Below are 24,846 nucleotides of genomic sequence, written 5' to 3'. Positions count from 1 at the left end.
CGATGACGTCAGATGGCCATCCGGCCACCGTCGACGATGGTGGCGCCGTGTACGAAGGCCGCGCCCGGCCCGGCGAGATAGACGGCGGCACCGGCGATCTCCTCGTACAGGCCGGTGTCGTGGCCGACGGGCCGGCCGCCCCGGCTGCCCTTCTTTCTGCGGTTGGCCGCCTGGTCCTTCTTTGCCGGGGGTGACCTGCGGCGCACCGCCCGCAGCACCGGCGGCTGCTGCTCCAGCGCAGCCCCCTTTTCCTCGGTCAGGGCCTGCTCCAGCGCATCCAGCGTCTCCCCGGCCACGGCCAGCCCGGCCGACTCCTGATGCGCCCGCACGATCGTGGAGTCCACGCTGACCAGCTCCAGCCCGATCTGCCCGCGCGAGGCGGCCTCGGCGATCAGCGCGTCCATCAGGGTTTGGAACACCCCGGCCTTGGCCCAGCCGTTGAACCGGGAATACAGCGTGGACCACGGCCCGTAGCGTTCGGGGACGTCACGCCAGCCGGACCCGGTGCGAAACCGCCACAGGATCCCGTTGAACTGATCCCGTACCCGCCGCGGTAGCGGCCCGGTGGCCGCCACCGGCAGACACGGCTCGATCAACGCCCACTCGGCATCCGTCACATCAAAACGCGCCACGTCCGAGTTCTACCAGCCGCGGCCGGCCCGCCACCGGGTCACACCTGGATCCGAACCCCAGACAGCTCCTAGGGTGCGGGTGTGATCGACGAGATGTCCGTACTGCTCGCCCGGCACCTGCCCGGGTTCGAAGTCCGCTCGGTGACGAGGCTCGGCGAGGGGTGGGACAACGTCGCCTACGAGGTCAACGGCGAGCTGGTCGTCCGGCGGAGCAAGGCGGCCGACCCGGCCGAGCGGGGCGAGCTGGTCCGGCGCGAGGCGGAGCTGCTGGCGGCGGTGGCCTGGCTCTCCCCGCTGCCGGTCCCGCGGGTGGTCTTCGCCGACGCCGAGGCGGGCGTCCTGGCCTACGCCAAGCTGCCCGGCCTGCCGCTGAGCGAGCACCCGGTGGCGGATCCGGTACGGCTGGCCCCCGTCCTCGGCGAGTTCACCGCCCGCCTGCACGGGGCTCCCGCCGAGACCATGGGGAGGCTGGTGCCGCAGGACGTCTCCGCGCCCGAGGAGCTGCTCGACGAGGCCGTGGAGGACCACCGGCGGATCGCCGGGCTCGTGCCGGAGGCGGAGCGCCGCCGGGTGGAGGACTTCCTCGCACGCACGCCCCCGCCCGGACCGGACCGCCTGGTCTTCTGTCACAACGACCTGGGCGACGAGCACGTGCTGGTGGACCCGGCCACGGACGCCGTCACCGGCGTCATCGACTGGACGGACGCGGCCCTCGCCGACCCCGCCTACGACCTCGCGCTGGTCCACCGGGACCTCGGCCCGGAGGTCTTCGCGGCGGCGGCCGACTGCTACCGCGCCTGCGGGGGCCGCTGGGACGACGCCGACCGCGAGCGGGCCGTCTTCTACGCCCGCTGCGCCCTCCTGGAGGACATCGCGTACGGCGTGCGCACCGGCGCCCGCCACTACACGGAAGCCGGCCTGGCCCGCCTCTCCCCCACCTTCGCCTGACTCCCCAGCCCCCCCGGCACCCGGCACCCGGCACCCGGCACCCGGCACCCGGCACCCGGCACCCGGCACCCGGCGAGGGCATACCGTCCCGTTCCGCGGGAAGGACGGCGGGGATGCGTTTCCATGCCGACCTGCACATGCACTCGAAGTACGCCCGCGCCTGCAGCAGGGACAGCGACCTGGAGCAGCTGGCCGCCTGGGCGCGGCGCAAGGGCGTCACGCTGATGGGCACCGGTGACTTCACCCACCCCGCCTGGTACGGCCGGCTGCGGGAGTGCCTCGTGCCCGCGGAACCGGGGCTGTTCCGGCTCCGCGACGACCTGGAGCGGGCCGTCACCGGCGGTCTCCCGCCCGGCCTGGCCGCAGGACCGCTCCGGTTCATGCTCTCGGTGGAGGTCGCCGCGGTCTACCGGCGCGGCGGGCGTACCCGGAAGATCCACCACCTGGTGTACGTACCGGGCTTCGACGCGGCGGAGGCGTTCAACCGCGCCGCCGGGCGCGCGGGCGACCTGGCCTCGGACGGGAGGCCCGTCCTGGCGATGGACTCCCGGGACCTGCTGGAGGTGGTCCTGGGCTGCGGCGACGGCGCCCATCTGGTGCCCGCGCACGTCTGGACGCCGTGGTTCGGCCTGTTCGGCTCCAAGTCGGGCTTCGACACGGTGGAGGAGTGCTTCGGCGACCTCACCGGGCACGTGTTCGCCCTGGAGACGGGGCTGTCCAGCGATCCGGCGATGAACCGGCGGGTCTCCGGCCTGGACCGCTACCGGCTGGTGAGCTACTCCGACGCGCATTCTCCGCCCCGGATCGGCCGCGAGACCACGGTCTTCGAGACCGACCTGGACTACTTCGCGGTGCTGCGGGCGCTGCGGACCGGGGACGGGCACGCCGGGTCGGTCGAGTTCTTCCCCGAGGGGGGCAGGTACCACCTAGACGGGCACCGCAGGTGCAAGGTACGGCTGGAGCCGCACGAGACGCGCGAGCTCGGCGGGGTCTGCCCCGTGTGCGGCAGGAAGCTCACGGTCGGCGTGCTGAGCCGGGTCGAGGACCTGGCCGACCGGCCGGAGGACGCCCGGCCGGAGGACGCGGCCGGCTTCCGCGCGCTCGTCCCGCTCCTGGAGATCGTGGGCGAGGTCCTGGGGGTGGGAGCGGGCAGCAAGCGGGTACGGACGGAGGTCGACCGGCTCACCGCCGCGCTCGGGCCCGAGCTGGTGATCCTGGAGGAGACGCCCCTCGGTGACATCGCCGCCTGCTCGCCGCCGCTGGCGGAGGCCGTCGGCCGGCTCCGCCGCGGCGAGGTGTCCCGGGACCCCGGTTACGACGGCGAGTACGGCGCGATCCGGGTCTCCGGCCCCGGCGGCCTCGACAGGCGGGACGGCTCCGACGGACGGGACCAGGCGGGACGCCGGTCCGCGGCCTGCGAGGGCGAGAGCGACGGCGACGCCTGACCGGGGATCAGGGGATCAACCGGGGGCCCGGTCTCCGGCGGCTCCATCGTCGAAGGCCCGCACCAGCCGCTGGGGGGCGCTCAGCCGCCAGGCCTCGGTGACCAGTTCGCGCAGCTCGTCGTCGGGCAGATCACCCGTCCTCACCAGCATGTACCGGTGGTTCTCGTAGTGCGGGGTGACGATGAAGACCTCCGGGCGCTCCGCGACGAGAGCCCCACGCTCCTGGGGGGAGACCTTGACCACGGTGAGCGCGGGGTCCTCGTGGCGGCGCAGGAAGAGCCTGCCCCGGACCTTCAGCGCGGGAGTGCCCCAGGACACCGACTCCTCGACCTCGGGCAGTTCCAGCGCGATGCCGCGCACACGATCGAAATCAGACACAGTCCACCATGATCGCACGAATCGGGTTCCCGGGTGGCGGCGGCGGCCTGATCCGCGCTCCCTCGGGCATGATCGCACGAATCGGGTTCCCGGGCGGCGACGGTGGTCTGATCCGCGCTCCCTCGGGCGGCGCGTGGTGCGCCGGCGCTCCGGTGCTCCGCCCGGGGTGGCACGCGGACGGGCCGGGCGGGTCAGGCGCCGGCCGCCGGGGTGGCCGGGAGCCGCACCGTGAAGACGGTGCCGCCGCCCTCGCGGGGGGTGGCGGTGATGCCGCCGCCGTGCGCGTCGACGATCGCCCTGGTGATGGCCAGCCCCAGGCCGGTGCCCTTGGTCCCGGCCTCCTGGGCGGTGGAGGCGCGGAAGAACCGGGTGAACAACTTCGGGTACTGCTCGGCCGGGATGCCGATGCCGGTGTCGGCGACGTCGATGACCACCTCGCCCCCGTCGTGGTGGGCGGTGACGGTGACGGAGCCGCCCTCGGGGGTGTACTTGATCGCGTTGGAGAGCAGGTTGTCCAGCACCTGGCGGAGCCGTACCGGGTCGGCGTGCACGCCCAGGTGGCGGGCCAGGTCGACCTCGACGGTCAGTTTCCCGGCTTCGGCCTCGGGCCGGTGGTCGTCGACGGCCTGGCGGACCAGCCGGGTCAGGGAGAGCGGACGGGGGTCGATGGCGATGCGCCCGGCGTCGAGCCGGGCCAGGTCCAGCAGATCGTCGACCAGCTGCTGCAGGTGGGCGCTCATGCGGTCGATCACGCCGACGAACATGCGGTGCTCCTCGTCCAGGTCGGAGGCGTCCAGGAGCATCTCGCTGTAGCCGCGGATGGCGCCGATCGGATTGCGCAGCTCGTGGCTGACCAGCGCGACCAGCTCGTCCTTCATCCGGTCCAGCTCCCGCAGCCGCTGCACCTGGCGCTGCTCCTCGGCGAGCAGGCGCTCACGCTCCTCCTGCATCCTGTGCCGCTCGGTGACGTCGGTGGAGATGCCGTCGACGAAGAGCCGCCCGCCCTCCCTGCGGGGCAGCGCCCGGATCCACACCCAACGGGTGACCCCGTCCAGGCCGAGGAGCCGGCACTCGATCTCCGCCGGCTTCCCGGAGATCAGCCGGTCGCAGAAGGCGGTGAACTCCCGCCGGTCGCCGGGGTGGACGTAGCGGCCGACGATGGCGACCATGTCACGGTTCTCGTCCTCCTCGACGGGCACCTGCCTGCCGAGCACGCCGGCGCCCGCGGTGCTGACGTAGACCGGGCGCGCCCTGCCCTCCGGGGTGATCTCGGCGATCCAGACGTCGTCGTTGACGTGGGTGACGATCTGGTTGAACTGGTGGCGGCTGGCGGCCAGGGCCAGCTCCAGCTCCTCGGCCCGGCGGCGCTCCATGTAGCGGCCGACGTGGGCGCAGACGCCGTCGAGCAGCGCGGTCAGCTCGTCGTCGCGCTCCTGGGCGTCGTCGCTGTAGAAGGCCAGGACGCCCAGGATCGTCCGGCCGCTGCGCACCGGGAGCGCGATGGCCCCGCGCAGGCCCGCCCGGAGCGCGTCCTGCGCGCGGGCGAGGCCGCCGGGGTCGGCCCGCATGTCCGGGATCCAGATCTCACGGCCGGCGGCCCAGACCCGGCCGGGCAGTCCCCGGCCCTGCCGGAGGGGCGCCGTCCCCTCGCCGGCGAAGGCCGACAGGTCCCGGCCGGGCCGGGCCCACGAGCCGACGCGGATCAGCTCGGTCCCGTCGGCGTCGACCTGCCAGTACTCGCCGCAGGTCCAGCCCAGGGCGTCGGTGACGGCGGCGACCACCCCGGTGGCCGCCTCCTCGCTGGAGGCGGCGTCGGCCAGCACCCGGGCCGCGGCGTGCTGAGCCCTGGTCAGCGTCTGGACGCGGCACTGGTCGGTGATGTCGCGCAGGAAGGCGTGGAGGGCCCGCTCACCGTGCCCGGCGACGGTCTGGAACGTCATCTCCGCCGGGAACTCGCGGCCGGTCCGGTCGGCCACGGTCAGCTCGGTGCGCCGCGCCGGAGGCCCGCCCGCCCCGTACGCCCGGAGCATCTCCTCGTGGGACCGCCGCAGCCGCTCCGGGATGATCAGTTCACTCATCCGCCGGCCGACGGCCTCGGCCGCGGACCAGCCGAACAACCGCTCGGCCGCGGTGCTCCACTCCCGCACCGTCCCGGTCCCGTCCACCGAGACGAACGCGTCGCAGGCGTTGTCGATGATCGCCCACAGCCGCTGAGCCTCCTGGCGGGCCCTGATCTCCCCCTCCGCCGTCCGGGCGAGGTCGCGGGCCATCTCCAGCTGCGCCCGCTTCCACCGGCGGGGCCGGGTGTCGATCGCGCACAGCGCGCCGAGCGTCTCGCCGTCGCTTCCGTGCAGCGGGAACGCGGCGCAGGCGGCCGCCTCCAGACCGCCGATGCTCCGGTCCGCGCGCAGCCGCTCGTCGGCACGGGCGTCCGGCACGACCAGCGGCCCGTCGGCGGCCGTGACCTGCTCGGACAACGCGGGCGGCAAAGGATCGCGCCGTCTCGCCTGCGGCTCGGCCGCTCCGGCCGCGCTGACCACCACCTGCCTGTCGTGGTCGGTCAGGGACACCAGCGCTGCCGGTGTGTCCAGCAGGCGGGCCGTCACGCGGGTCAGGTGGTCCAGTTCGGGCATCTCCGGCAGGTCGAGCAGGCCTGTGCTCCCCGTGCGCCGGGAATCGTGAACGCCGTCTTCTGCCGTCACGGCCGCGTCCCCCTCCGCGTCCCTGCGTGCGATCGGCCTGACCCGGTGCCTGAGGCCGGAGCAGGGGCTAGAAACCAGCCTTTCCACCTCAAGTCACTACAATGCAGATATATAGTTATTTTATTTATATATAGTGCAATTTCTCCCGAGTCGGGCCGGTCGTCTTGGGTACGGCTGCCCCTATGGTGCAGCGAATCGACCGCGATGCCGTACGGGATCTGATCGACGGGCGGGACGCGCGGCTCCTGGAGGTGCTCCCGCGGGCGGAGTACGAGTGGGCCCACCTCCCCGGCGCCCGTCACCTGCCCCTGGGTGAGCTGGACGGGCGGGTCGCCGCGGACCAGGACCCGTCCCGCCCCGTCGTCGTCTACTGCCACGACTGGATGTGCGACCTGAGCGCGCGGGCCGCCCACCGGCTGGAGCGCCTGGGCGCGGGCGAGGTGTACGACTATCCGGCGGGCAAGATGGACTGGCTGGCGGCCGGCCTCCCCTACGAGGGGCACGCCGTCCTGGTCTCCCGGGTGATGCGCCGCGACCCGGTGGTCGCGTTCCCCGAGGATCCGGTGGAGGACCTCGGGGAACGGATCCTGGCGGACCCGGCGGGGGTGGCCGTGGTGGTCACCCGGGAGGGCAGGATCGTGCAGGGCCTCGTCGGGTCCGGCGAGCTGAAGGACGCCCCGCCGGGCGCCGCCGCCGAGCAGGTCCTGTGCCACGACATCACCACCGTCCGCCCCGCCGAGTCCCTGGAGGGGCTGCTGGAGCGGATGGACGGGGCCGGCGTGCACGCGATGGCCGTGACCCTGCCGGACGGCGCCCTCGCCGGCCTGTTCGTGACCGACGCCACCCGCCCCCCGGAGTCCGACCCCGACCTGTGACCGGCCGCCACCCCCGCCCGCGGGACGGGACACCTGACCGCCCCCGCCCTCAGGCGGGGACGCCCCCGGCGCCCCCGGCGACGCCCTGGCGGCCCGCACCCCCGATGACGTCGGAGTGCGCGGCTCCGCCGCAGGTCGGCGAGGTGTGACCACCGGTGAGGGGGGTAACGGAGCCGAGGACCGAGAAAGGAGGGGTGTCCCATGCCTCGTCCCGGCAGCCATGCCTACGACACCAAGCGCGCCCGTCTCCGCGGTGACATGGAGAAGGAGCACGGGCTGAGCGAGCACGAGCTCGAAGAGCACGTCGAGGAGGCCCTGCAGTCCGATCCCGGGAACCGCCCGCGCAAGACCGGCGGCGACCGCGCCGGGGGCCCGCAGTCCGAGCGCCCGCCGCGGGGCGAGCGGTGAGGAGGACGTCATGACGAAGGGAACGGACCCCGGCCTCATCCGCCGTGCGCTGATGAGCCTCGACTATCCCGCCGACAAGGAGGCGGTGGTCCGCCACGCGACCGGCGCCGGGGCCGAGGAGCCGGTGATCCGCGTGCTGTCCGCCCTGCCGCTCGGCACCTACGACAACCTCGACGAGATCCTGCGCTCGGTCCCCCGCGACCCGTCGGAGGGCGAGGAGCTCTCGGCCTCCGACCGGTCCATGCAGGCCCGGGAACGGACCGGCGCGGGACACGGCCGGATCAGCGAGCACCTGCGGGAGCACTGACCCGGCCGGTTCCGCCGGCCCCGGGGATCACCAGCGGTGGTGGACCTGGGGCCGGACCAGCTCGTCGTAGACCTCCCGCACGCCCCGCAGCGCCGTCTCCGGCAGCGGAGGCTCCTCGGCGGCCGCGGCGTTGGCGCGGGCCTGCTCCGGATTCCGGGCGCCGGGGATGACCACGGACACACCGGGCTGGTCGATGATCCAGCGCAGCGCGAACTGGGCCGTGGTCATGCCCTCCGGCACCAGCGGCCGCAGGCGGCGCACCGCCTCCAGGCCGGTGGCGTAGTCGACGCCGGAGAAGGTCTCACCGACGTCGAACGCCTCGCCGTGGCGGTTGTAGGAGCGGTGGTCGTCGGGGGCGAAGGTCGTCGACTCGTCGTACTTGCCCGACAGCAGGCCGCTGGCGAGCGGGACGCGGGCGATGACGCCCACCCCCGCCTCGGCCGCGGCCGGGAGCACCCGCTCCAGCGGCTTGAGCCGGAAGGCGTTGAGGATGATCTGCACGGTGGCCACGCCCGGCCGGGCGATCGCGGTCAGCGCCTCCTCGCAGGTCTCCACGCTCACCCCGTAGGCGGCCGTGCGGCCCTCCTCCACCAGGGTGTCCAGGGCGTCGAAGACCGCGCCGGAGGAGTAGACCGGCGTGGGCGGGCAGTGCAGCTGCACCAGGTCGAGCGTGTCCACCCCGAGGTTGGCGCGGGACCGGTCGGTCCAGGCGCGGAAGTTGTCCAGGGTGTAGGCCGACGGCTCCTGGGGGACGCGCCGGCCCATCTTGGTGGCCACGGTCAGCCCGGGCCTGCTCCTGATCAGCTGCCCGACGAGCCGCTCGCTGCGGCCGTCGCCGTACACGTCGGCGGTGTCGATGAAGTTCACCCCGGCGTCGACCGCGGCCTCGAGGGCGGCCAGCGCCTCGTCCTCGCGCACCTCGCCCCAGCTGCCGCCGATCTGCCACGCGCCGAACCCGACGACGCCGATCTTCCTGCCGGTCCTGCCCAGTTTCCGCTGTTCCACGTGGACGATCGTAGTCTCACCGCTCCCGCCACGCTGAGGCGGGGACGGTCTCCGCCCTCCCTCGACATGGGACGAATCAATCCTTGATTATACAAATGACATAAACATTCCTAATTTAGTAATTGATCCATAAACTGCTCACTTGCTTGCCCGTGCCTCGCATTCTCGGCATAGTCGGCTCATCCAGGAGCAGAGGGACGTGATGTGAGGCGGTCGTGGGCGGAGCTGCCGATGGACCGCGTCGTCCATCTCCGCTGCGCGGACGGGAGCGTTCCATCTCCGCCGGAGCCGCCCTGCGCCAACACACCGGCGGTCCTGCCGTACTCACCGGGTGAGGCGCGCGGCGCCGCCGAGGTGGTCGCCGGCGCGCTGCGGAAGCTGGAGGAGGCCGCCCTCGGCCTGTTCCCCGCCTGGCTGCCGGACGCGGAGGGGATCGACGGGGCCGGGACCGCCGCGGTGCGCGCCGTGCGGGCGCTCGCCCGCCGGACGGCCACCACCCGCTCCTTCGGGCCCTTCCTCGCCGACCTCGCGGAGGCGGCCCTGCTGGGGCGGGCCCGAGCGGTCGAGAGGTTCACCCCGCAGGTGCGCGCCACCGGCCTCGCCCGGGCGCTCGCCGCGGGCTCCGGCCGTCCCGGCACGGCGCTCCTCGTCCACCTGCCCGCGGGGCTCTCCGCCTCCGGGCAGGAGGTGCTCGTCGCGGGGTGCGAGTGGCTCGCCCAGCGCAGCGAACTCGGTGTCTGGCTCACCGGCGCCCCGCCCGCCGGCGTCGACCGGATCGCGACGGTGACGGTGCGACCGCACGCGGAGCCCGCGGTCCCGGCTCCCTGCCCGCCCTCCCCGGCGGCCGGGCGGGCGCGCCCGGCCGGGCACGGACCCGCCGCCGGACTGCCCCATCCGGGGAGCACCGCGGAGCGGGTCCTGGAGTCCGCGCTGGCGCCGTGCGCGTGGGCGGCCGGGCGCGAGTGGAACCGGACCCACCGGCCGCACCCGCTGGCCGGCCCGGTCCGGCTGGACCTGCTCTGGCGGAAGGAGCGGTGCGTCGTCGAGATCGACGGCCCCGAGCACCGGGCCCCGCACGCCCTCGAGGCCGACCGGCGCAGGGACGCCCTGCTCCGGCGGGACGGCTACGCCGTCCTGCGCGTCACCAACGCCCAGGTGCTGCACGACACGGGCTCCGTGCTCCGGCGGATCGAGCGGTTCGTGGAGGACCGCCGTTCCGGAAGGCCGGAAGAACACTGAAACAACACCGCAAGAACATCTCAAAAACACCGCAATAACGTCAAAAGAACGCCGAAAGGACGAAAAGGGATTGTTCTCCGAGAAACTATCGTTCGCGGACGTCTCGATCCTCGTGGTGCTGATGGTCGAGGCGGGGGAGGTCTCCAATCCCGTTCTCCGTGACCGCTACGGCCTGACGCTCACCGGCCCCCAGCGCCTGCGGCTGAACGAGCTGAAGCTGGTGGAGAGCCGCAGGCACGGGCAGTCCTTCGTGCACGAGCTGACCGACCGGGGCTGGGCGCGCGTCGCCGAGGAGATCCGCGCGGGGGTCGGCGTTCCCTCCCGCGCCGGCAGGGCGGTGGCCCAGGCCCTGCTCCTCGGGGTGCGGCGCCTCATGGAGCGCACCGGCCAGCGGCCCGGTGACCTCTTCCTCCCGCACGGCGATCCCGCCGCCGACGCCTCCGGCACCTCCAGGACCGGCGTCTCCAGGACCGGCGCCTCCGACACCTCCGGGACCGACACCTCCGGGACCGGCGTCTCCAGGACCGGCGCCTCCGGGACCGGCGTCCCGGTGGAGGACCTCGAGGCCCGCATCCGCGCCGCCTACGCAGCCCTCGCCCCCGAGCCCGGCGCGTGGGTGAGCCTGACCAGGCTCCGCCCGCTCCTCGGGGACGCGGCGAAGCAGGAGGTCGACGCGGCGCTCGTGCGGATGAACGGCCTGCCGGACGTGAACATCGTCCCGGAGTCGAACGGCAAGATCCTCACCCCGCAGGACCTGGCGGCGGCGGTGGTCATCGGCGACCAGGAGAAGCACCTGCTGTGGATCGGGGCATGATGACGGGCCCGGAACGGCACGCGCTGGCCGCGCTCAGCTTCAACTCGGCGGAGGGCCCCGACGACGTCTGGGGTCCCTCCCCCTTCCACGTGGAGGGCCTCCACCGCCGGACCGGCCAGGCCGTCCTGGCGGGTCTGGCCGAGGCCACCGCCGGCCACGGCGCCCACCCGGTCGGAGTGGTCGTGCAGGGGCAGCGGGGCTCGGGCAAGACGCACCTGCTCGGCTGGGTGCGGCGGCGGGTCCAGGAGCAGCGCGGATACTTCTTCCTCGTCGGGCTGCTGGACGCCAGGAGTTTCTGGGAGAGCGTCGTGGTCTCGATGCTCGACGGCCTCGCACGCGAGGCGGCCGACGGCGAGAGCCAGCTCACGCTCTTCCTGCGGCGCCTGTCCGCGCTCATCAACCTGCCCTGGCAGGTGCGGGACGCGGTGACCGGGAGAACCGCGCTGTCGAAGGATGTCCTCGACGTCTTCATCGAGGAGCTGCGGCACTTCGACCGGCAGGTCGGCCGGGAGACCCAGGACACCGCCAGGGCGCTGGCCCTGCTCGCCTCCGACGACCTCGCGGCCCAGGACGTCGGCGACCTGTTCCTGTCCTCCAGCCCCGAGGAGGAACCGGGCGAGCGGGCGCGCTGGGGGATCCGCCCGGTCCACAGGTCGCCCCAGGAGATCGTCCGGGACCTGTCGCGCCTGCTCGCGCTCACCGGGCCGTCCGTCATCGCGGTCGACCAGATCGACGTGCTGATCGCCCAGTCGTCGGTCTCCACCGACGGCGGCGAGGTTCCCGACCCGAGCGGGACGCGCGTGGCCGAGCAGGTCGCCCACGGGCTGATGGCGCTGCGGGAGACCACCCGCCGGACGCTCACGGTGGTCTCCTGCCTCCCGGTGAGCTGGACGCTGATCCGCACGGTGAGCGACACCGCCCACGACCGGTTCCGGCAGGCGCACCAGCTCATGACGATCCCGGACGCCGAGACGGGCCGCGCCCTGGTCGAGAAGCGGTTCGCCGTACGGTTCCGCGAGGCCGGCTTCGAGCCGCCCCACCCGACCTGGCCGGTACGGCCGTCCGCGTTCGAGCAGGCCTCCCGGTTCACCCCCCGGCAGCTCCTGATCAAGATCCATGATCATGTCCAGTCCTGCCTGTTCGACGGGGAGGTCCGGGAGCTGGAGCGGCTCACCGGCCCGGATCCTGCGGAGTCCGCGCCCGCCCCTGCGGGCCCCGGTCCCGCAGGGGCCGTCTCCGCGGACTCCGCCCCCACCGCGGGAGCACCCGCGACGGAGCCGGGGACGCGGCAGGGGACAGAGCCAGGAACGGGGCCGGGAACGGGGCCGGGAACGGGGCCGGGAACGGGGCCGGGAACGGGGCCGGGAACGGGGCCGGGAACGGGGCCGGGACGGTCCGCGCTCCCGGCGCGCGAGACGCCCGCCGGGGAACTGGCCGCGCTGGACGCCCGCTTCACCGCACTGCGGGAGGCCGCGGGCTCGGTGGCGGAGGCGGCGCTCGACCACACCACCGAGGACAAGGTGATGCCCGCCCTGCTGGCGGCGGGACTGGCCGCCTGGATCGCCGGGCGCGGCGAGGCCGGGCGGGGGTTCGCCATCGACCCCTCGCCGAGCGCGAAGCCCCCGCTCCACGCGCGCCTGCGGCTGAGCCTGGACGAGAACACCGAGGACGAGGCGCACTGGAGCTTCCGCGCCGTCGCCACCCTGCACCCCGGCGCAGCGCTGAGCCGCCTGCGGGCGGCCGCGGTGGCCGCGGGCCTCGACGGCGGCGTCCCCAAGCGCCGGCTGTTCCTGCTGCGGAACACGCCGTGGTCGCCCGGTCCCCGTACCCGCGAGGTCCTCGCGGAGTTCGAGCGGGCGGGCGGCACGGTCCTCGCCGTGACCGCCGAGGACCTGCGGACCCTCTCCGCCCTGCGCGACCTGCTCGCGGAGCGGCCCGAGCACCTGGAGGCGTGGCTCGCCGCGCGCAGGCCGGCCGACGACGTCAAGGTGCTGAACGAGGCGCTGGCGGACGCGGGAACCGCCCCCGCAGGCGGCGGCCGGGGTTCCTCCTCCGGTGAGCCGCCGGGGAGGGCGGTACTCCCCGGCGGCGACCTGCTCGATCCCGCCCCGTGGCACGGTCGCCTTCCCGGCGCCGCGGGCGCGCCGCGCGTCACGCTCGGCAGGCGGGAGGGGGACGGAGCGCCCTTCGACGTCGAGCTGGAGGCGTTCAGGAAGCACATGGCCGTCTTCGCCGGATCCGGGTCCGGCAAGACCGTGCTCATCCGCCGCCTGGTCGAGGAGTGCGCGCTCCGCGGGGTCTCCTCCATCGTGCTCGACCCCAACAACGACCTCGCCCGGCTGGGGGATCCCTGGCCGGAGCCGCCGCGGGAGTGGGCCGGGGGCGACGCGGCCCGGGCCGCCGCGTACCTGGCGGGCACCGACGTCGTGGTCTGGACCCCGGGCCGGGACGGCGGGCGCCCGCTCCGCTTCCAGCCCCTGCCCGACTTCGCGGGCCTGGCCGGTGACCCGGACGAGTTCACCGAGGCGGTGGAGACCGCCGTCGCGTCCATCACGCCGCGGGTGAAGCTGCTCCAGGCCGGTACGAACAAGGCCCAGCTGGGCCGGGCGGTGCTGCGTGAGGCGATCCGCCACCACGGGCGGCGGGGCGGCCACGGCCTGGACGGCCTCATCACGCTCCTGGCCGACCTGCCGGAGGGGGTCAGCCAGATCGGCGACGCGGCGCGGATCGCGGCGGATCTGGCCGAGGCCCTGCGGGCCGTGAAGATCAACGACCGCCTCTTCGACGGCCCCGGCGCGGCGACCGACCCCGGCCTCCTGCTCGCCCCGCCTCCGGGGCGGCGCGCCCGCGTCTCGGTGATCAGTTTCGTCGGACTGACGGACGGCGAGCGGCAGGGCTTCGTCAACCAGCTCCAGATGGCGCTCTTCGCCTGGATCAGGAAGCACCCGGCCGGTGACCGGCCGCTGGGCGGCCTGCTCGTGATGGACGAGGCGCAGGCGTTCGCGCCGTCCGGCGCGGTGACCGCCTGCACACGCAGCACACTGGCCCTCGCCTCGCAGGCCCGCAAGTACGGCCTCGGCCTGGTGTTCGCGACCCAGGCCCCCAAGGGGCTGCACAACCAGATCCCGGGCAACGCCGCGACCCAGCTCTTCGGCCTGCTGAACAGCCCGGCCCAGATCTCCGCCGCGCGGGAGACGGCCCGGGCCAAGGGCGGTGACGTGCCCGACGTCTCACGGCTGGGCACGGGCCTGTTCTACGCGGCGACCGAGACGACGGCGTTCACGAAGGTGCGCACCCCGCTCTGCCTGAGCCACCATCCCCGCTCCCCGCTCACCGCCGAGGAGGTGGTCGCCCGGGCACGGCGCGCCCCGGCCTGACGGACCCCGCGTCCGGGGTCCGCCGGGGCCGGGCCGGTCATCAACTCCGTCCGGCGACCGCCTTGCTGACGGCGTTGGGACCGTCGTACTCCCGGTCCGGGACCTCCTGCAGCGCCTTGATCAGGTCGTCGTCGGCGCCGTGCTCGCGCGCCGCCCTCACGAGGTCGTCGCGGCTGGCCGGATAGTCGACACCCGACAGGTGCTTCTGCAGCTCGATCGGGTTGAGCGTCTTGCCCATGGTCTTCCTCCCCCGGAGAACACACTTACCGGGTTTCGTTACCCAGCGTTACGGTTCGTTACTCATCGTCCGCTCACCGGGTGGCCGGGACCGCTCCGGGGCCCGCCTCCAGCAGCCGTCTGGCCGCCTCGACGGCGGGCGGCAGCGTGCGGCGGCGCGCCAGCGCCCTGGGGAGCCGCCGGGCCGCGTGCCAGAGCCCCTCCCGCCCCACCGGCCCGCCGCGCGCGGCGGCGAGCGCCTGCCTGGCCACCACCGGCCACGGCCGACGCAGGACGGCGGTGAGCAGCGCGTTGCGCACGGCCAGGACCCGCCGGCCGTGCGGGTCGCGGGCCGGGGACGGGTGGTGGTGGGCGGCCACCTCCTCGGCGTAGGCCAGCCCCCAGCCGGCCGCCGCCAGGTCCACGGCCAGCCGTTCCTCCTCCCCGTAGAAGAAGACGACGTCGTCGAAGCCGCCCGCCGCCAGGTAGGGCTCCCGGCGCACCACCGCCCCGCACGCCATGAACCCGAGGACGCTCGGGCCGGGCAGGTCGGGATCGGTCCCGAGGGGGGAGCCCGCCATGTCGGCGCAGATCGGGTCCGGCCGCTCCTCGGGGCCGACCAGCATCCGCCCGGCGAGCACCGCCAGGCGCGGGCAGGCGTCCAGCAGGTCAGCGGCCAGCTCCAGCGCGCCGGGCGCCCACCAGGAGTCGTCGTCGGCGAAGGCGACGTAGGGGGTGTCCGCGTGCCGGACCCCGACGTTGCGCGCCTGCGCGCCGAGGTTGCGGCCCAGCTCGATCACCCGCACGTGCGGGAAGCGCCGCCGTACGAAGGCGGGGCTGCCGTCCGCCGAGCCGTTGTCGACGAGGATGACGGGGCCCTCGTGCCGGGGCAGGGACCGTTCGAGATCGCGGCGGCGGTCCCGGCTGGCGACCACCACCGTCACGCGCCGCGCCGCATCATCACGGGTCAGGGTGCTCACATCCGATCGGTGGGCCGGCCGGGACGGGGCCGGGGGTCGTGTCCGCGCCCGGCGTCGGAACGGTCCTGGAGAGGGCCTGGGAACGGCCCTGCTGCGGTCCCGGAACGGGGCGGCTTGGCGCGACCGGCCTGCCGCGCGGACCCGCCCGGCAGGCTTGCCGCCGGAAGGTCCGCCCCTCCGGCGTGTGACGGTCGCAGCGGCCATTTACCCCCTCCGCCCGCGCCGGAAACTCCCGCCCCGTCCGACGGCCCCGCGGGCCGCCCGCATCCGCCCGCGCCCGCCGCCCGGCGCGGTGTGAACGGCGGGTGAGCGGGCAGACGGGCGGGAGACCCGAACGAGAGGAGCGCGCTGATGGACACACCGATGGGCACGGCGCCGGCCAGGCCGCTCGCCGTGGTCACCGGCGCCTCCAGCGGCATCGGCTACGAGCTCGCCGGAGAGTTCGCCCGGAACGGATTCGACCTGGTCGTGGCCGCCGAGGACGAGGAGATCGTCCCGGCCGCCCGCGCCCTGCGCCGGTCGGGCGCCCGGGTCGAGGAGGTGCGGGTCGACCTCGCCGGCTACGACGGCGTCGAGCGGCTGTACGCCGCCGCCACCGCGGGCGGGCGCCCGGTGGAGGCCATCGCGATCAACGCGGGAGTGGGGGTCGGCGGCGACTTCGCCCGGGAGACGGACCTCCGCGCCGAGCTGCGGCTCATCGACCTGAACGTCACCTCCGCCGTCCACCTCGCCAAGCGGGCCCTGCGGGACATGGCGGGGCGCGGCCGGGGCCGGATCCTGTTCACGTCCTCCATCGCCGCCACCATGCCCGGCCCGTTCCAGGCCGTCTACTCCGCCTCCAAGGCGTTCCTGCTCTCCTTCGCCGAGGCGGTCCGCGAGGAGCTGAAGGGCACCGGCGTGACCGTCACCGCGCTGATGCCGGGGCCGACGGAGACCGAGTTCTTCGAGCGCGCCGGGATGCAGGACACGCGGATCGGCGCGGGCCCCAAGGACGACCCCGCCGAGGTCGCGCGGGCCGGCTTCGAGGCGCTGATGGCGGGCAAGGACCACGTGGTGGCCGGGTCGGTGAAGAACAAGCTGATGGCCGGGGCCGCCAAGGTCGCCCCGGAGGCGGCCAAGGCGGCCGCCCACCGCCGCATCTCGGAGCCGGGCTCCGGGACGTGACCCGTGGGGACGTGACGTTGCGGGACGCCCCGTGCGAGCTGGGGGCCGGGACGCGGGGGCCGGCCCCCGCGCGGCCTCGCGGTCCTCACCCTGCCGGAGCCGGGCGGGGCGCCCGGAGCTCAGTCCTCGGTCCGCGACGGCTTGAGCGGGTCGTGGCCGACCTCCATCAGGACGCGCCGCCGCTCGTCGTCGACCCCGCCCGCGGCGGCCCCGTCCTTCATGCTGCCGACGAGCTCCACGACCCGCCGCATCGTGTCGAGGTCGTCCGCGGTGAGATCGACCTTGCGCTTGGCCAGGACGGTCAGCACCCCGCGGCCGAGCTCCGGCATCGCCTGCTCCGCCTCCACCGGGAAGGCCTCCTCCCCCGAGGCCGAGGCCATCAGGAAGGCCCGCAGCTCCTCCGAGGTCATGTTGACGGCCTGGTGGAACTCGTCCCACAGGTGGTCGCGCTCCGGATCCGAACGGTCGGTCATGATGTCCTCCTGCTCCTGCCGCCGCGGGCGGTGCGTCCCGGGGCCGGCGCATCGGTCACCGTACCCAGCACAGCGCGGTCAATCTCGCGGGCGGCGCATCCGCCCGGCGACGTCCGCGGCGCCCGCCCGGAGGAAGACCTGCGGTGAAAGATTGCGATCCGCCGGGCGTGAAGGCGCTCCCGATGCGGTAGATCTCCGCACAGCCCCGGTCCGATCCCGGAAGGATGGTGCGCCGTGACCGAGCCCGACCTCCCGCAACCGCCGACCCGCGACCTGTGCGGCACCATGCTCGTGCACCGCAGACTGCTCAACGAGAGCATGACCTACCGCGCCCGGCGCGCGGCGATCGAGAACCGGGCGCTGCAGTACGAGCGGGGCCGGCGTTCCCCGGTCCGCAGCGAGGTGGTCACCGTCCCGGTCGTGGTCCACGTGGTGCACAACCCCGCCGTCCCGGAGCAGAACATCGGCGACGACCAGATCCACAGCCAGCTCGCCGTGCTCAACCGGGACTTCCGGGCCGCCAATCCCGACCGGGAGAAGGTGCCGGAGGTGTGGCGGCCCCTGGTCGCGGACGCGAAGATCGAGTTCCGGCTCGCGGCGGTGGACCCGGAGGGCGAGCCGACGGGCGGGATCATCCGGGTCCCGACCGACCGGAGGTCGTTCGGCTTCGACGACGCGGTGAAGGCGAGCGCGACCGGCGGCTCCGATCCCTGGCCCACCGACCAGTACCTCAACATCTGGGTCTGCCAGTTGGGCGGCGGGCTCCTCGGTTACGCGCAGTTCCCCGGCGGTCCGCCGCAGACCGACGGCGTCGTCGTCCTGCACACCGCGTTCGGCACCACCGGTACGGCGGCGGCCCCGTTCGACGGCGGCCGGACCGCGACGCACGAGATCGGCCACTGGCTGGACCTCTACCACATCTGGGGCGACGACGACGGCGCCTGCACCAGCGACGACAAGGTCGCCGACACGCCGAACCAGGCCGACGCGAACACCGGCTCCCCCGTCTTCCCGCACGTCTCCTGCGGCAACGGGCCCCACGGCGACATGTTCATGAACTACATGGACTACGTCGACGACGACGCCATGTTCATGTTCACCCGGGGCCAGGTCACCCGGATGAACGCCTGCCTGGAGGGGGTGCGGGCGTCCTTCCTGGTCTCCTCGCACGCCCTGGCCGTCCCGTCCCGTCCCGCTCCCGCCGGCCCCGTCCCGTCCGGCGCCGCTCCCGCCGGGCTCACCTCGGCCGGACCCGTCCCGTCCGGCGGCGCGGCGGGCGTCCCCGCGTCCGCCCCCGGTGCGGCGGCCGGCGCCGCCGGTCTCCACCAGGCCGCGGCCCCCGGTCAGGACTTCGGGCCGGTCCCCGGTCCGGCTCACTGGCCCGCGCCCGGCGCGGCCCCCGGCGTGACGGACGGCGCGGGAACCGGCGTGACGGACGGCGCGGGAACCGGCGTGACGGACGGCGCGGGAACCGGCGTGACGGACGGCGCGGGAACCGGCGTGACGGACGGCGCGGTCGGGCAGGCGGCCCGGCCGGACGGCGAGGTGACGCGGGTGCTCCGGGACAGCGAGCGGCTGGTCACCGAGGTCCTGAGGGACATCCGCACCGCGATCCACCTGGTCGGCGGCGACCGCCCGGGCGGATGAGCGGCCACCGCGGGGACCCCGCCGGGGGAGGCGGGGGCGCCGGGCCCGGGGACGGGACGCCGGAGATCGTCGGCTCGTGGCTGCACGCCTACGAGGAGGACACCGAGACGGCCAGGGTGTACCGCCCCGCCGAGCACCCGTTCCAGCCGTCCCGGCGGGTCCGGGACGGGCTGGAGTTCCGGCCCGACGGCACGTTCGTCGAGCTCCGGCCGGGCCCGGACGACCGGCCCCGGCCGGCCACGGGACGCTGGCGGGACCGGGGGGCCGGCCGGGTCCAGGTCACCTTCCCCCAGGGCCGGGGCGACCCCTTCGAGCTGGTCGTGCTGTCCTGCGAGGGCGGCGTGCTCACCGTGGCCCGCTGACGACGCGCCCTAGCGCACGCGGGCCCCGGCGCACGCGGGCCCCGGCGGCACCGCGGTCCGCCCGGCCCTTCGGTGGTCGCCGGGCCGGGCGGTCCGCCCCGGCCGCCGCTCAGCCCCGGCTGTCGACTCTCTGGAACGTCTGGACGACCCGCTCGGTGATCTCGTCGACCCGGGCGTGGTCGAGGTCCCTCAGCCCGTCGGCGGCGATCTCGATCTCCCGGTCGCCGTCGGTGAGCCGGACGCTCACCGTCCCGGTCCGGGTGCGGAGCCAGGCGACCACCACCGCGGCCGTCGAGCAGAGCGTTCCGCCGGAGTCGAGCAGGACCTGCAGTGCTTCGAGGACCGGCCCCATCGCGCCGGGATCCGGAGGCCGCTCCTCCATCACCACGCGGCCGCGCAGGTCCGCCTCCTCCTGCAGCCACCCGTACAGGTCCCGGAGCTGGTCCTGCCTCTCCGTCCCGGCATTCACCACGACATGCATGACATTTCCCCCGTTTCCCCTCCAACGTAGACAGGGCGCGTCCACGCGTGAACTCCGCCCCCCTCACAGCCGGGTAAAGAGGTCCCCTCACGGCGGGGCGGGAGTCCTGCGGCCCCCGCACGGCCCCTCACCGTCACCTCCGGAGGACGTCCCGGCCTTCGGGAGGGGGACGTCAGAGCGGGGTGAAGAGGTCCTTGGCGTGGTCGGCGACGGCGGCGCCGGCCACGGTCGCCCGGATCGGCAGGAAGTCCATGCAGAGCCGGATCGCGCCGGGCAGCGCCGGGTGCGGGACGCGCATCGAGAGCGTGCAGTGCGGCACCCAGTTGCCCGGCCGGTAGACGTCGAAGCCCTCGATCCCGGCGGCGGCGAGCCGGTCGTGCACCGCCGCGTGGTGGGCCAGTAACTCCGCCGTGGGGACCGGGCCGAGCCAGAGCACCCGGCCCAGGAACTGCCCGACGAAGTCGAAGCGCAGTTCCAGCGGCGGGGCGGCCTCCACGCCCGCCAGCGCCGCGGCCACCGCCGGCCCGTCCAGCTCCCGGGCGCCGACCAGCGAGACGTGCGGACGGTGCCTGCCCTTCAGCAGCTCCCGCATCGACTGCACGCCGGCCTGGGCCAGCGCGTCCCAGAGCGTCCGGATCCGCTTCTCTGCGGCCGGGTCGAGGTAGAGCTCCAGCGCGGCGACCATGACCGAAGGGTAGCGCTCGTCGATCATCAGCGGCGATCGGTTTCCGCCGTACCCGTGCCGCGATCCGGTGCCCCGCCCTGCGGGTTCGGCGTCGGCCGCCCGGGCGGGGCGGGGAAACCCGCACCGGGCTTCCGCTCAGTGGAAGAGCGGGCTCCGCCGCGGCGCGCCCGGCCCATCATGCTCACTCCATGCGAACTCAGGTCGGGATCATCGGGGCGGGCCCCGCCGGTCTCCTGCTCTCCCATCTGCTCCACCTGCGCGGGATCTCCTCGGTGGTGCTGGAGCGCCGCAGCCGCGAGTACGTGGAGAAACGGGTGCGGGCGGGCGTGCTGGAGCAGGGGACGGTCGACACCCTCGTCGCCGCCGGGGTCGGCGAGCGGCTCCGGCGTGAGGGACTCCCCCACCACGGCATCGAACTGCGGTACGGCGGGGCCGGCCACCGCATCGCCTTCGAGCGGCTCGTCCCCGGCCGGGCCATCACCGTCTACGGCCAGCAGGAGGTCGTCAAGGACCTCATCGCCGCCCGGCTCGCCGCGGGCGGCGACCTCCGCTTCGAGGTGGAGGACGTGGCCGTGCACGACGTCGCCACGGACCGGCCGTACCTCACCTTCGGCGGCGGTGAGCGGCTGGACTGCGACGTCATCGCCGGGTGCGACGGCTTCCACGGGGTGAGCCGGCCCTCGGTCCCCGAGGGGGTGCTCACCGCCCACGAGCGGGACTACCCCTTCGCCTGGCTGGGCGTGCTCGCCCGCGTCAAGCCGTCGGCCGAGGAGCTGATCTACGCGCACAGCGAGCGGGGCTTCGCCCTGCACAGCATGCGCTCACCGGAGATCAGCCGCTTCTACCTGCAGGTGCCCCCGGACACCGGCCTCGCGGACTGGCCCGACGAGCGCGTCTGGGCGGAGCTCGCGGCCCGCCTGGAGACGGTGCCGGGATTCACGCTGGCCACCGGCGAGATCCTGGAGAAGGGCGTCACGCCGATGCGGAGCTTCGTCGTCGAACCCATGCAGTACGGCAGGCTGTACCTGGCCGGCGACGCCGCGCACATCGTCCCGCCCACCGGCGCCAAGGGGCTCAACCTGGCGGTGGCGGACGTCCGGGTGCTGACCGAGGCGCTGGCCCGCTTCTACGCCGACGGCTCCACCGATCTGCTGGACGGCTACTCGGCGGCCTGCCTGAGGCGCGTGTGGCGGGCGCAGCACTTCTCCTGGTGGATGACCACGCTGCTGCACACCTTCGACTCCGACGACGCCTACGGCCGGCGCTTGCAGCTGTCGCACCTGGACTACGTGACCTCGTCGGCGGCCGCCGCGACGACGCTGGCGGAGAACTACGTCGGCCTGCCGTTCGAGGACGGCCCGGCCCCGGTGTGAGGGAGCGGGACCGTCCCCGGCAGGAGCCCTGCGGGGTTCAGGCCCGGGGGCCGGGCGCGCGGCGGAAGGCGAAGGGCTGGCTCTCCCGGCCCGGGATCACGAACCAGCACTCCCCCGTGCCCTCGCTGTCCAGCAGCTCGAAGAACGTGTCGACGACCTCCGAGACCTCCAGGATCGGGAAGCCGATCTCCTCCAGCAGCGCCTTGCCCTCGCCCAGGATCGCGGTGTCGGCGAACGACGGGCACAGGGCCTGCACCTTGACGCCCGAGGACTGCAGGTCCTGGGCGAGGGAGCGGACGAGCCCGACGACGGCGTGCTTGTTGGCGGCGTAGATGGGGTCGTTCGGGATCCCGACGATCCCGGCCATGCTCGCGGTGGCCACGATCGTGCCGCCCCCGGCGGCCCGCAGCGCGGGGAGCGCGGCGTGCGCGCCGAACACGACGCCGTCGAGGTTGACGCCCATCGCCAGGCGGTAGCGCTCCAGGTCGAAGTCGTCGCCCAGTCCGCAGCCGGACGAGATGCCGGCGTTGAGGAAGGCCAGGTCGAGCCTGCCGTACCGCTCGACGGCGGTGGCGACCGCGGCCCGGTTGTCCTCCAGCCGGGTCACGTCGCAGTGCGTGAAGACCGCGCCGATCTCCTCGGCGACCTCCTTGCCCGCGGCGTCGTCGACGTCGGCGAGCACGACCTTCGCCCCGCCTGCGGCGAGCCGCCGGGCCACCCCGGCGCCGATGCCGTTCCCGCCGCCGGTGACCAGGGCGACCTTTCCCCCCAGCCGGTCGCTGCGGACCTCGCTGGACATGACCGGCCGTGACTCGTCCGGGCCACCGCCGACCCCGCTGAGCAGGCCGCCGCCCGCGCCGAACCTGTTCTCTGCCTCGTTCACAGCCATGTGGGGTCGGTCCCGTCCTTCGGATCGGGCAGGAATCCCTGCCTGCCCTGTCGGTCTGATGTATGGACGCGATGTCCCGCGATGGCCAAGTGGGACATGCGTTTTCTGTTCTCTGTTCGAAACGCGACAGGACGTGTCGTGTCTGCGCGGGGAGGCTTCGGAGCTGCCCGGCCTGTGAACCGCGAACCAACAGGCTCAGCCGGAAGGCCGAGCGCTGAAATCCCCGGCCCCCGTGTCGGGGAGGACGTCAAAGCGGAAGTCCTCCCGTGGCGGCCTTGGTCGAGCCGGTGGCCCGGTAGGCCGCGATCGTGCGCTCGGCGATGCGCATCTGGTGGATCTCGTCGGCCCCGTCCGCGAAGCGCGCCCAGCGGGCGTGCTGGAACATGTGGGCCAGCGGGGTGTCGGTCGAGTAGCCCAGCGCGCCGTGCACCTGGATCGCGCGGTCGACGATCCGGTTGAGGCTGTTGGCCACGAAGTGCTTGGCCATCGAGACCTCGGTGCGGAAGTCCTCACCCTTGTCGATCTTCGAGGCGGCGTGCAGGACCATGAGCTTGCACTGGTAGAGCTCCATGGCCGAGTCGGCGATGAGCCACTGGATGCCCTGCTTCTCCGCGAGCAGCGAGCCGTGGCTGTAGCGGTTGAGCGCGCGCTCGACCATCATGTCGAGCGCGGTCTCGGCCTGCGAGATCCAGCGCATGCAGTGGGCCAGGCGGGCCGGGCCGAGGCGGTACTGGCCGAGCTTGTGGCCGTTGCCGCGGCCGCCGAGGATCTGGCTGTCGGGCACCCGCAGGTCGGTGATGACGATCTCGCTGTGGCCGGTCGAGCCGTGCATCGTCTCGACCTCGCGGACGTCGTTCCACCCGTCCTGCGGGATGTCGACGATGAACGCGGTGTTGGCGCCGCGGGCGCCCTCCGGCATGTCGGGCTCGGTGCGGGCGATGAGGATCGCGAAACTCGCCCGGCGGGCGTTGGAGATGAACCACTTGTGGCCGTTGATGACCCACTCGTCGCCGTCCTTGACGGCCCGCGTGCGGATCAGCGTGGGATCGGAGCCCGCGACCTCGGGCTCGGTCATCGCGAAGCACGACATCATGCGGCCTTCGAGCAGCGGCCGCAGGTACTTCTCCTTCTGCTCCTCGGTGCCCCAGTGCAGCAGCGTGTGCATGTTGCCCTCGTCGGGCGCCTGGCAGTTGAGGACCCAGGGGCCGAGCCGGGTCTTGGCCGCCTCGGACTGCACCATGGCCAGCGCGACGTGGCCCAGGCCCATGCCGCCCCACTCCTTCGGCATGTGGGGCAGCCAGAGCCCCTCGGCCCTGGCCTTCCCGCGCAGCTCGAAGATGGTCCGGATGTACTCGTCGCGGCTGAGGACCTTCTCCTCGTCGTCGAAGCCGCTGACCGCGGGGATGATCGTCTCCTGGACGAAGGTCCGCACCCGTCGGCGGATCTCCTCGTGCTCGGGGGCGAGTGTGAAGTCGATGGCCATGCGTGCGAATCCTCTGTCCTCGGCGGTGCAGCCGTGATTTGATGCGGATGCCTGGCGATTTCAGTCACTTGCATGATTACCCTAGCGAGGGCTCCCCGGGCCATCAAGAGCCGCCCGGAGCCCGGGAACCCGCCAGGAAGGAGGCGCACCGTGCCGCCCAACCCCGAGGCCACCGTCCGGCGGCTGGTGGCGGCCGCCGAGCGGCTGTTCGCCGAGCGCGGGATCGAGGGGGTGTCCCTGCGTGAGATCAACGCGGCCGCGGGCCAGCGCAACTCGACGGCGCTGCAGTACCACTTCGGCGACCGCGCGGGGCTGCTGGCCGCGGTGCTGGACAAGCACCAGCCCGAGATCGAGGCCCGCCGCCACCAGCTGCTCGACGAGTACGAGGCGCGGGGCGGCCTGCCGGAGGCCGAGGCGCGCCGCACGCTGGCGGCCGCGCTGGTACGGCCGATGGCCGTGAAGCTGGCCGACCCCGACGGCGGCCGGTCCTACCTGCGGATCATGGAGCAGCTCGTCCACCACGGCCGGCTCCCGGCGCTGCGGAGCGTGCAGTCCGACCCGGGCCAGAGCATCAACCGCTGGCGCGAGCTGGTCGCCCCGCTGCTCTCCGAGGTCGCGGTGAAGCGGCTGCACCAGCGCTTCATGGCCATCCGGGTGACCTACGTGGAGCTGGCCCGCCGCGCCGCCGGGCCGGAGGGCAAGGACGAGCGGCTCTTCACCAGCCACCTGATCGACGTGGTGGCGGCCGTGCTGGCCACCGAGGTCTCCGACGAGACCGCGCGCCTGCTCGCCGAACGGGACGCCCGCCCCCGGCCGGGGGCGGAGGAGGGCCCGCGGCTCTCCGGAGGAGCGTGAGCGGAGGCCGCCGGCGGAGCGTGGGAACGGGGCCGTGTCCGCGGCGGGTCCCGGGGAACGCGAAAAAGCGCCCGCCCTCCCGGACCGGGAGGGCGGGCGCCTTGCCGC

24 protein-coding genes are annotated in these 24,846 nt (G+C 74.1%); 13 read left to right on the top strand and 11 right to left on the bottom strand.

Going from position 1 to position 24,846, the window contains the following annotated elements:
* Positions 1–8 precede the first annotated feature (8 nt).
* Positions 9–632 (bottom strand): IS5 family transposase, encoded by a 624-nt coding sequence (locus tag ACFOWE_RS31505; RefSeq protein ID WP_377294319.1) that lies wholly within the window; start codon positions 630–632, stop codon positions 9–11.
* Between the two features lie 81 nt (positions 633–713).
* Here ACFOWE_RS31505 and ACFOWE_RS31500 point away from each other — a divergent pair, with 81 nt between their 5' ends.
* Together ACFOWE_RS31500 and ACFOWE_RS31495 are read left to right on the top strand one after the other, a co-directional pair.
* Positions 714–1,580 (top strand): phosphotransferase family protein, encoded by an 867-nt coding sequence (locus ACFOWE_RS31500; RefSeq protein WP_377294317.1) that lies wholly within the window; start codon positions 714–716, stop codon positions 1,578–1,580.
* A gap of 113 nt (positions 1,581–1,693) precedes the next feature.
* Entirely contained in the window at positions 1,694–3,025 is a 1,332-nt protein-coding gene (locus tag ACFOWE_RS31495; protein WP_377294315.1) for an endonuclease Q family protein, read from the top strand.
* A 15-nt stretch (positions 3,026–3,040) separates the two neighbouring features.
* Here the strand turns inward: ACFOWE_RS31495 and ACFOWE_RS31490 are convergent, their stop codons facing one another.
* Together ACFOWE_RS31490 and ACFOWE_RS31485 are read right to left on the bottom strand one after the other, a co-directional pair.
* Positions 3,041–3,403 (bottom strand): MmcQ/YjbR family DNA-binding protein, encoded by a 363-nt coding sequence (locus ACFOWE_RS31490; protein WP_377294313.1) that lies wholly within the window; start codon positions 3,401–3,403, stop codon positions 3,041–3,043.
* Between the two features lie 191 nt (positions 3,404–3,594).
* Entirely contained in the window at positions 3,595–6,105 is a 2,511-nt protein-coding gene (locus tag ACFOWE_RS31485) for an ATP-binding protein (RefSeq protein WP_377294311.1), read from the bottom strand.
* Positions 6,106–6,287: 182 nt separating this feature from the next.
* Here ACFOWE_RS31485 and ACFOWE_RS31480 point away from each other — a divergent pair, with 182 nt between their 5' ends.
* From ACFOWE_RS31480 to ACFOWE_RS31470, 3 genes are all read left to right on the top strand, one after another.
* Positions 6,288–6,980: a rhodanese-like domain-containing protein gene (locus ACFOWE_RS31480; protein WP_377294309.1), complete on the top strand. Its 693-nt coding sequence runs from the start codon at positions 6,288–6,290 to the stop codon at positions 6,978–6,980.
* A gap of 201 nt (positions 6,981–7,181) precedes the next feature.
* A complete protein-coding gene (locus tag ACFOWE_RS31475) occupies positions 7,182–7,388 on the top strand; it encodes a hypothetical protein (RefSeq protein WP_377294307.1) in 207 nt (68 codons plus the stop codon).
* Between the two features lie 10 nt (positions 7,389–7,398).
* The gene (locus tag ACFOWE_RS31470; RefSeq protein ID WP_377294305.1) at positions 7,399–7,695 is read left to right on the top strand and encodes a DUF2795 domain-containing protein; all 297 of its coding nucleotides are present in this window, start codon (positions 7,399–7,401) and stop codon (positions 7,693–7,695) included.
* A 27-nt stretch (positions 7,696–7,722) separates the two neighbouring features.
* Here ACFOWE_RS31470 and ACFOWE_RS31465 read toward each other — a convergent pair whose 3' ends face one another.
* Complete coding sequence (locus tag ACFOWE_RS31465; protein ID WP_377294303.1) at positions 7,723–8,700, bottom strand: aldo/keto reductase; 978 nt, start codon at positions 8,698–8,700, stop codon at positions 7,723–7,725.
* A 231-nt stretch (positions 8,701–8,931) separates the two neighbouring features.
* On the opposite strand from ACFOWE_RS31465, the gene ACFOWE_RS31460 reads away from it, so the two are divergent.
* The 3 genes from ACFOWE_RS31460 to ACFOWE_RS31450 all read left to right on the top strand — a co-directional run bounded on the left by ACFOWE_RS31460 (position 8,932) and on the right by ACFOWE_RS31450 (position 14,130).
* The gene (locus tag ACFOWE_RS31460; RefSeq protein WP_377294301.1) at positions 8,932–9,939 is read left to right on the top strand and encodes a DUF559 domain-containing protein; all 1,008 of its coding nucleotides are present in this window, start codon (positions 8,932–8,934) and stop codon (positions 9,937–9,939) included.
* A gap of 70 nt (positions 9,940–10,009) precedes the next feature.
* Positions 10,010–10,753 carry a hypothetical protein gene (locus ACFOWE_RS31455; RefSeq protein ID WP_377294300.1) on the top strand — a complete coding sequence of 248 codons (744 nt, stop codon included), beginning with the start codon at positions 10,010–10,012 and terminating at the stop codon, positions 10,751–10,753.
* Positions 10,750–14,130 carry a helicase HerA domain-containing protein gene (locus tag ACFOWE_RS31450; RefSeq protein ID WP_377294298.1) on the top strand — a complete coding sequence of 1,127 codons (3,381 nt, stop codon included), beginning with the start codon at positions 10,750–10,752 and terminating at the stop codon, positions 14,128–14,130. Before ACFOWE_RS31455 ends, ACFOWE_RS31450 begins: the two co-directional genes overlap by 4 nt.
* A 40-nt stretch (positions 14,131–14,170) precedes the next feature.
* Here the strand turns inward: ACFOWE_RS31450 and ACFOWE_RS31445 are convergent, their stop codons facing one another.
* Together ACFOWE_RS31445 and ACFOWE_RS31440 are read right to left on the bottom strand one after the other, a co-directional pair.
* Positions 14,171–14,368, bottom strand: coding sequence for a DUF2795 domain-containing protein (locus ACFOWE_RS31445; protein ID WP_377294296.1), 198 nt, complete (start codon positions 14,366–14,368; stop codon positions 14,171–14,173).
* A 73-nt stretch (positions 14,369–14,441) separates the two neighbouring features.
* Positions 14,442–15,326, bottom strand: a complete 885-nt coding sequence (locus ACFOWE_RS31440) for a glycosyltransferase family 2 protein (RefSeq protein ID WP_377294294.1) — start codon at positions 15,324–15,326, stop codon at positions 14,442–14,444.
* Between the two features lie 351 nt (positions 15,327–15,677).
* Here ACFOWE_RS31440 and ACFOWE_RS31435 point away from each other — a divergent pair, with 351 nt between their 5' ends.
* A complete protein-coding gene (locus tag ACFOWE_RS31435) occupies positions 15,678–16,490 on the top strand; it encodes an SDR family NAD(P)-dependent oxidoreductase (protein ID WP_377294292.1) in 813 nt (270 codons plus the stop codon).
* A gap of 119 nt (positions 16,491–16,609) precedes the next feature.
* Here the strand turns inward: ACFOWE_RS31435 and ACFOWE_RS31430 are convergent, their stop codons facing one another.
* A complete protein-coding gene (locus ACFOWE_RS31430; protein WP_377294290.1) occupies positions 16,610–16,963 on the bottom strand; it encodes a DUF3140 domain-containing protein in 354 nt (117 codons plus the stop codon).
* 234 nt (positions 16,964–17,197) lie between these two features.
* On the opposite strand from ACFOWE_RS31430, the gene ACFOWE_RS31425 reads away from it, so the two are divergent.
* Together ACFOWE_RS31425 and ACFOWE_RS31420 are read left to right on the top strand one after the other, a co-directional pair.
* The gene (locus tag ACFOWE_RS31425; RefSeq protein WP_377294288.1) at positions 17,198–18,610 is read left to right on the top strand and encodes a zinc metalloprotease; all 1,413 of its coding nucleotides are present in this window, start codon (positions 17,198–17,200) and stop codon (positions 18,608–18,610) included.
* Positions 18,607–18,972: a hypothetical protein gene (locus ACFOWE_RS31420; protein ID WP_377294286.1), complete on the top strand. Its 366-nt coding sequence runs from the start codon at positions 18,607–18,609 to the stop codon at positions 18,970–18,972. Before ACFOWE_RS31425 ends, ACFOWE_RS31420 begins: the two co-directional genes overlap by 4 nt.
* Positions 18,973–19,081: 109 nt before the next feature.
* Here the strand turns inward: ACFOWE_RS31420 and ACFOWE_RS31415 are convergent, their stop codons facing one another.
* Together ACFOWE_RS31415 and ACFOWE_RS31410 are read right to left on the bottom strand one after the other, a co-directional pair.
* Positions 19,082–19,453: an effector-associated constant component EACC1 gene (locus ACFOWE_RS31415; RefSeq protein WP_377294284.1), complete on the bottom strand. Its 372-nt coding sequence runs from the start codon at positions 19,451–19,453 to the stop codon at positions 19,082–19,084.
* Positions 19,454–19,625: 172 nt separating this feature from the next.
* Positions 19,626–20,165 carry a 2'-5' RNA ligase family protein gene (locus tag ACFOWE_RS31410; protein ID WP_377294282.1) on the bottom strand — a complete coding sequence of 180 codons (540 nt, stop codon included), beginning with the start codon at positions 20,163–20,165 and terminating at the stop codon, positions 19,626–19,628.
* A 161-nt stretch (positions 20,166–20,326) separates the two neighbouring features.
* Between ACFOWE_RS31410 and pobA the strand changes: the two genes are divergently transcribed.
* On the top strand, positions 20,327–21,511 hold the full coding sequence (gene pobA, locus ACFOWE_RS31405; RefSeq protein ID WP_377294280.1) for a 4-hydroxybenzoate 3-monooxygenase: 1,185 nt from the start codon (positions 20,327–20,329) through the stop codon (positions 21,509–21,511).
* A 37-nt stretch (positions 21,512–21,548) separates the two neighbouring features.
* Here pobA and ACFOWE_RS31400 read toward each other — a convergent pair whose 3' ends face one another.
* Complete coding sequence (locus ACFOWE_RS31400; RefSeq protein ID WP_377294279.1) at positions 21,549–22,400, bottom strand: SDR family oxidoreductase; 852 nt, start codon at positions 22,398–22,400, stop codon at positions 21,549–21,551.
* A 247-nt stretch (positions 22,401–22,647) separates the two neighbouring features.
* The gene (locus ACFOWE_RS31395) at positions 22,648–23,883 is read right to left on the bottom strand and encodes an acyl-CoA dehydrogenase family protein (RefSeq protein WP_377294277.1); all 1,236 of its coding nucleotides are present in this window, start codon (positions 23,881–23,883) and stop codon (positions 22,648–22,650) included.
* A gap of 150 nt (positions 23,884–24,033) precedes the next feature.
* Between ACFOWE_RS31395 and ACFOWE_RS31390 the strand changes: the two genes are divergently transcribed.
* Entirely contained in the window at positions 24,034–24,738 is a 705-nt protein-coding gene (locus tag ACFOWE_RS31390) for a TetR/AcrR family transcriptional regulator (protein ID WP_377294275.1), read from the top strand.
* Positions 24,739–24,846 lie beyond the last annotated feature (108 nt).

The sequence above is a fragment of the Planomonospora corallina genome (assembly GCF_042650625.1).
GTDB lineage: Bacteria > Actinomycetota > Actinomycetes > Streptosporangiales > Streptosporangiaceae > Planomonospora_B > Planomonospora_B corallina.
The sequence above is the reverse complement of the archived record's forward strand: the minus strand, read 5'-3'. Positions and strand labels throughout refer to the sequence as shown.

Coding starts and splice junctions, on each gene's coding strand:
- ACFOWE_RS31495 (WP_377294315.1), top strand. CDS start 1,694: ATGCGTTTCCATGCCGACCTGCACATGCACTCGAAGTACGCCCGCGCC.
- ACFOWE_RS31480 (WP_377294309.1), top strand. CDS start 6,288: ATGGTGCAGCGAATCGACCGCGATGCCGTACGGGATCTGATCGACGGG.
- ACFOWE_RS31475 (WP_377294307.1), top strand. CDS start 7,182: ATGCCTCGTCCCGGCAGCCATGCCTACGACACCAAGCGCGCCCGTCTC.
- ACFOWE_RS31470 (WP_377294305.1), top strand. CDS start 7,399: ATGACGAAGGGAACGGACCCCGGCCTCATCCGCCGTGCGCTGATGAGC.
- ACFOWE_RS31460 (WP_377294301.1), top strand. CDS start 8,932: ATGGACCGCGTCGTCCATCTCCGCTGCGCGGACGGGAGCGTTCCATCT.
- ACFOWE_RS31450 (WP_377294298.1), top strand. CDS start 10,750: ATGATGACGGGCCCGGAACGGCACGCGCTGGCCGCGCTCAGCTTCAAC.
- ACFOWE_RS31445 (WP_377294296.1), bottom strand. CDS start 14,368: ATGGGCAAGACGCTCAACCCGATCGAGCTGCAGAAGCACCTGTCGGGT.
- ACFOWE_RS31435 (WP_377294292.1), top strand. CDS start 15,678: ATGGACACACCGATGGGCACGGCGCCGGCCAGGCCGCTCGCCGTGGTC.
- ACFOWE_RS31430 (WP_377294290.1), bottom strand. CDS start 16,963: ATGACCGACCGTTCGGATCCGGAGCGCGACCACCTGTGGGACGAGTTC.
- ACFOWE_RS31420 (WP_377294286.1), top strand. CDS start 18,607: ATGAGCGGCCACCGCGGGGACCCCGCCGGGGGAGGCGGGGGCGCCGGG.
- ACFOWE_RS31415 (WP_377294284.1), bottom strand. CDS start 19,453: ATGCATGTCGTGGTGAATGCCGGGACGGAGAGGCAGGACCAGCTCCGG.
- ACFOWE_RS31410 (WP_377294282.1), bottom strand. CDS start 20,165: ATGATCGACGAGCGCTACCCTTCGGTCATGGTCGCCGCGCTGGAGCTC.
- pobA (WP_377294280.1), top strand. CDS start 20,327: ATGCGAACTCAGGTCGGGATCATCGGGGCGGGCCCCGCCGGTCTCCTG.
- ACFOWE_RS31400 (WP_377294279.1), bottom strand. CDS start 22,400: ATGGCTGTGAACGAGGCAGAGAACAGGTTCGGCGCGGGCGGCGGCCTG.
- ACFOWE_RS31395 (WP_377294277.1), bottom strand. CDS start 23,883: ATGGCCATCGACTTCACACTCGCCCCCGAGCACGAGGAGATCCGCCGA.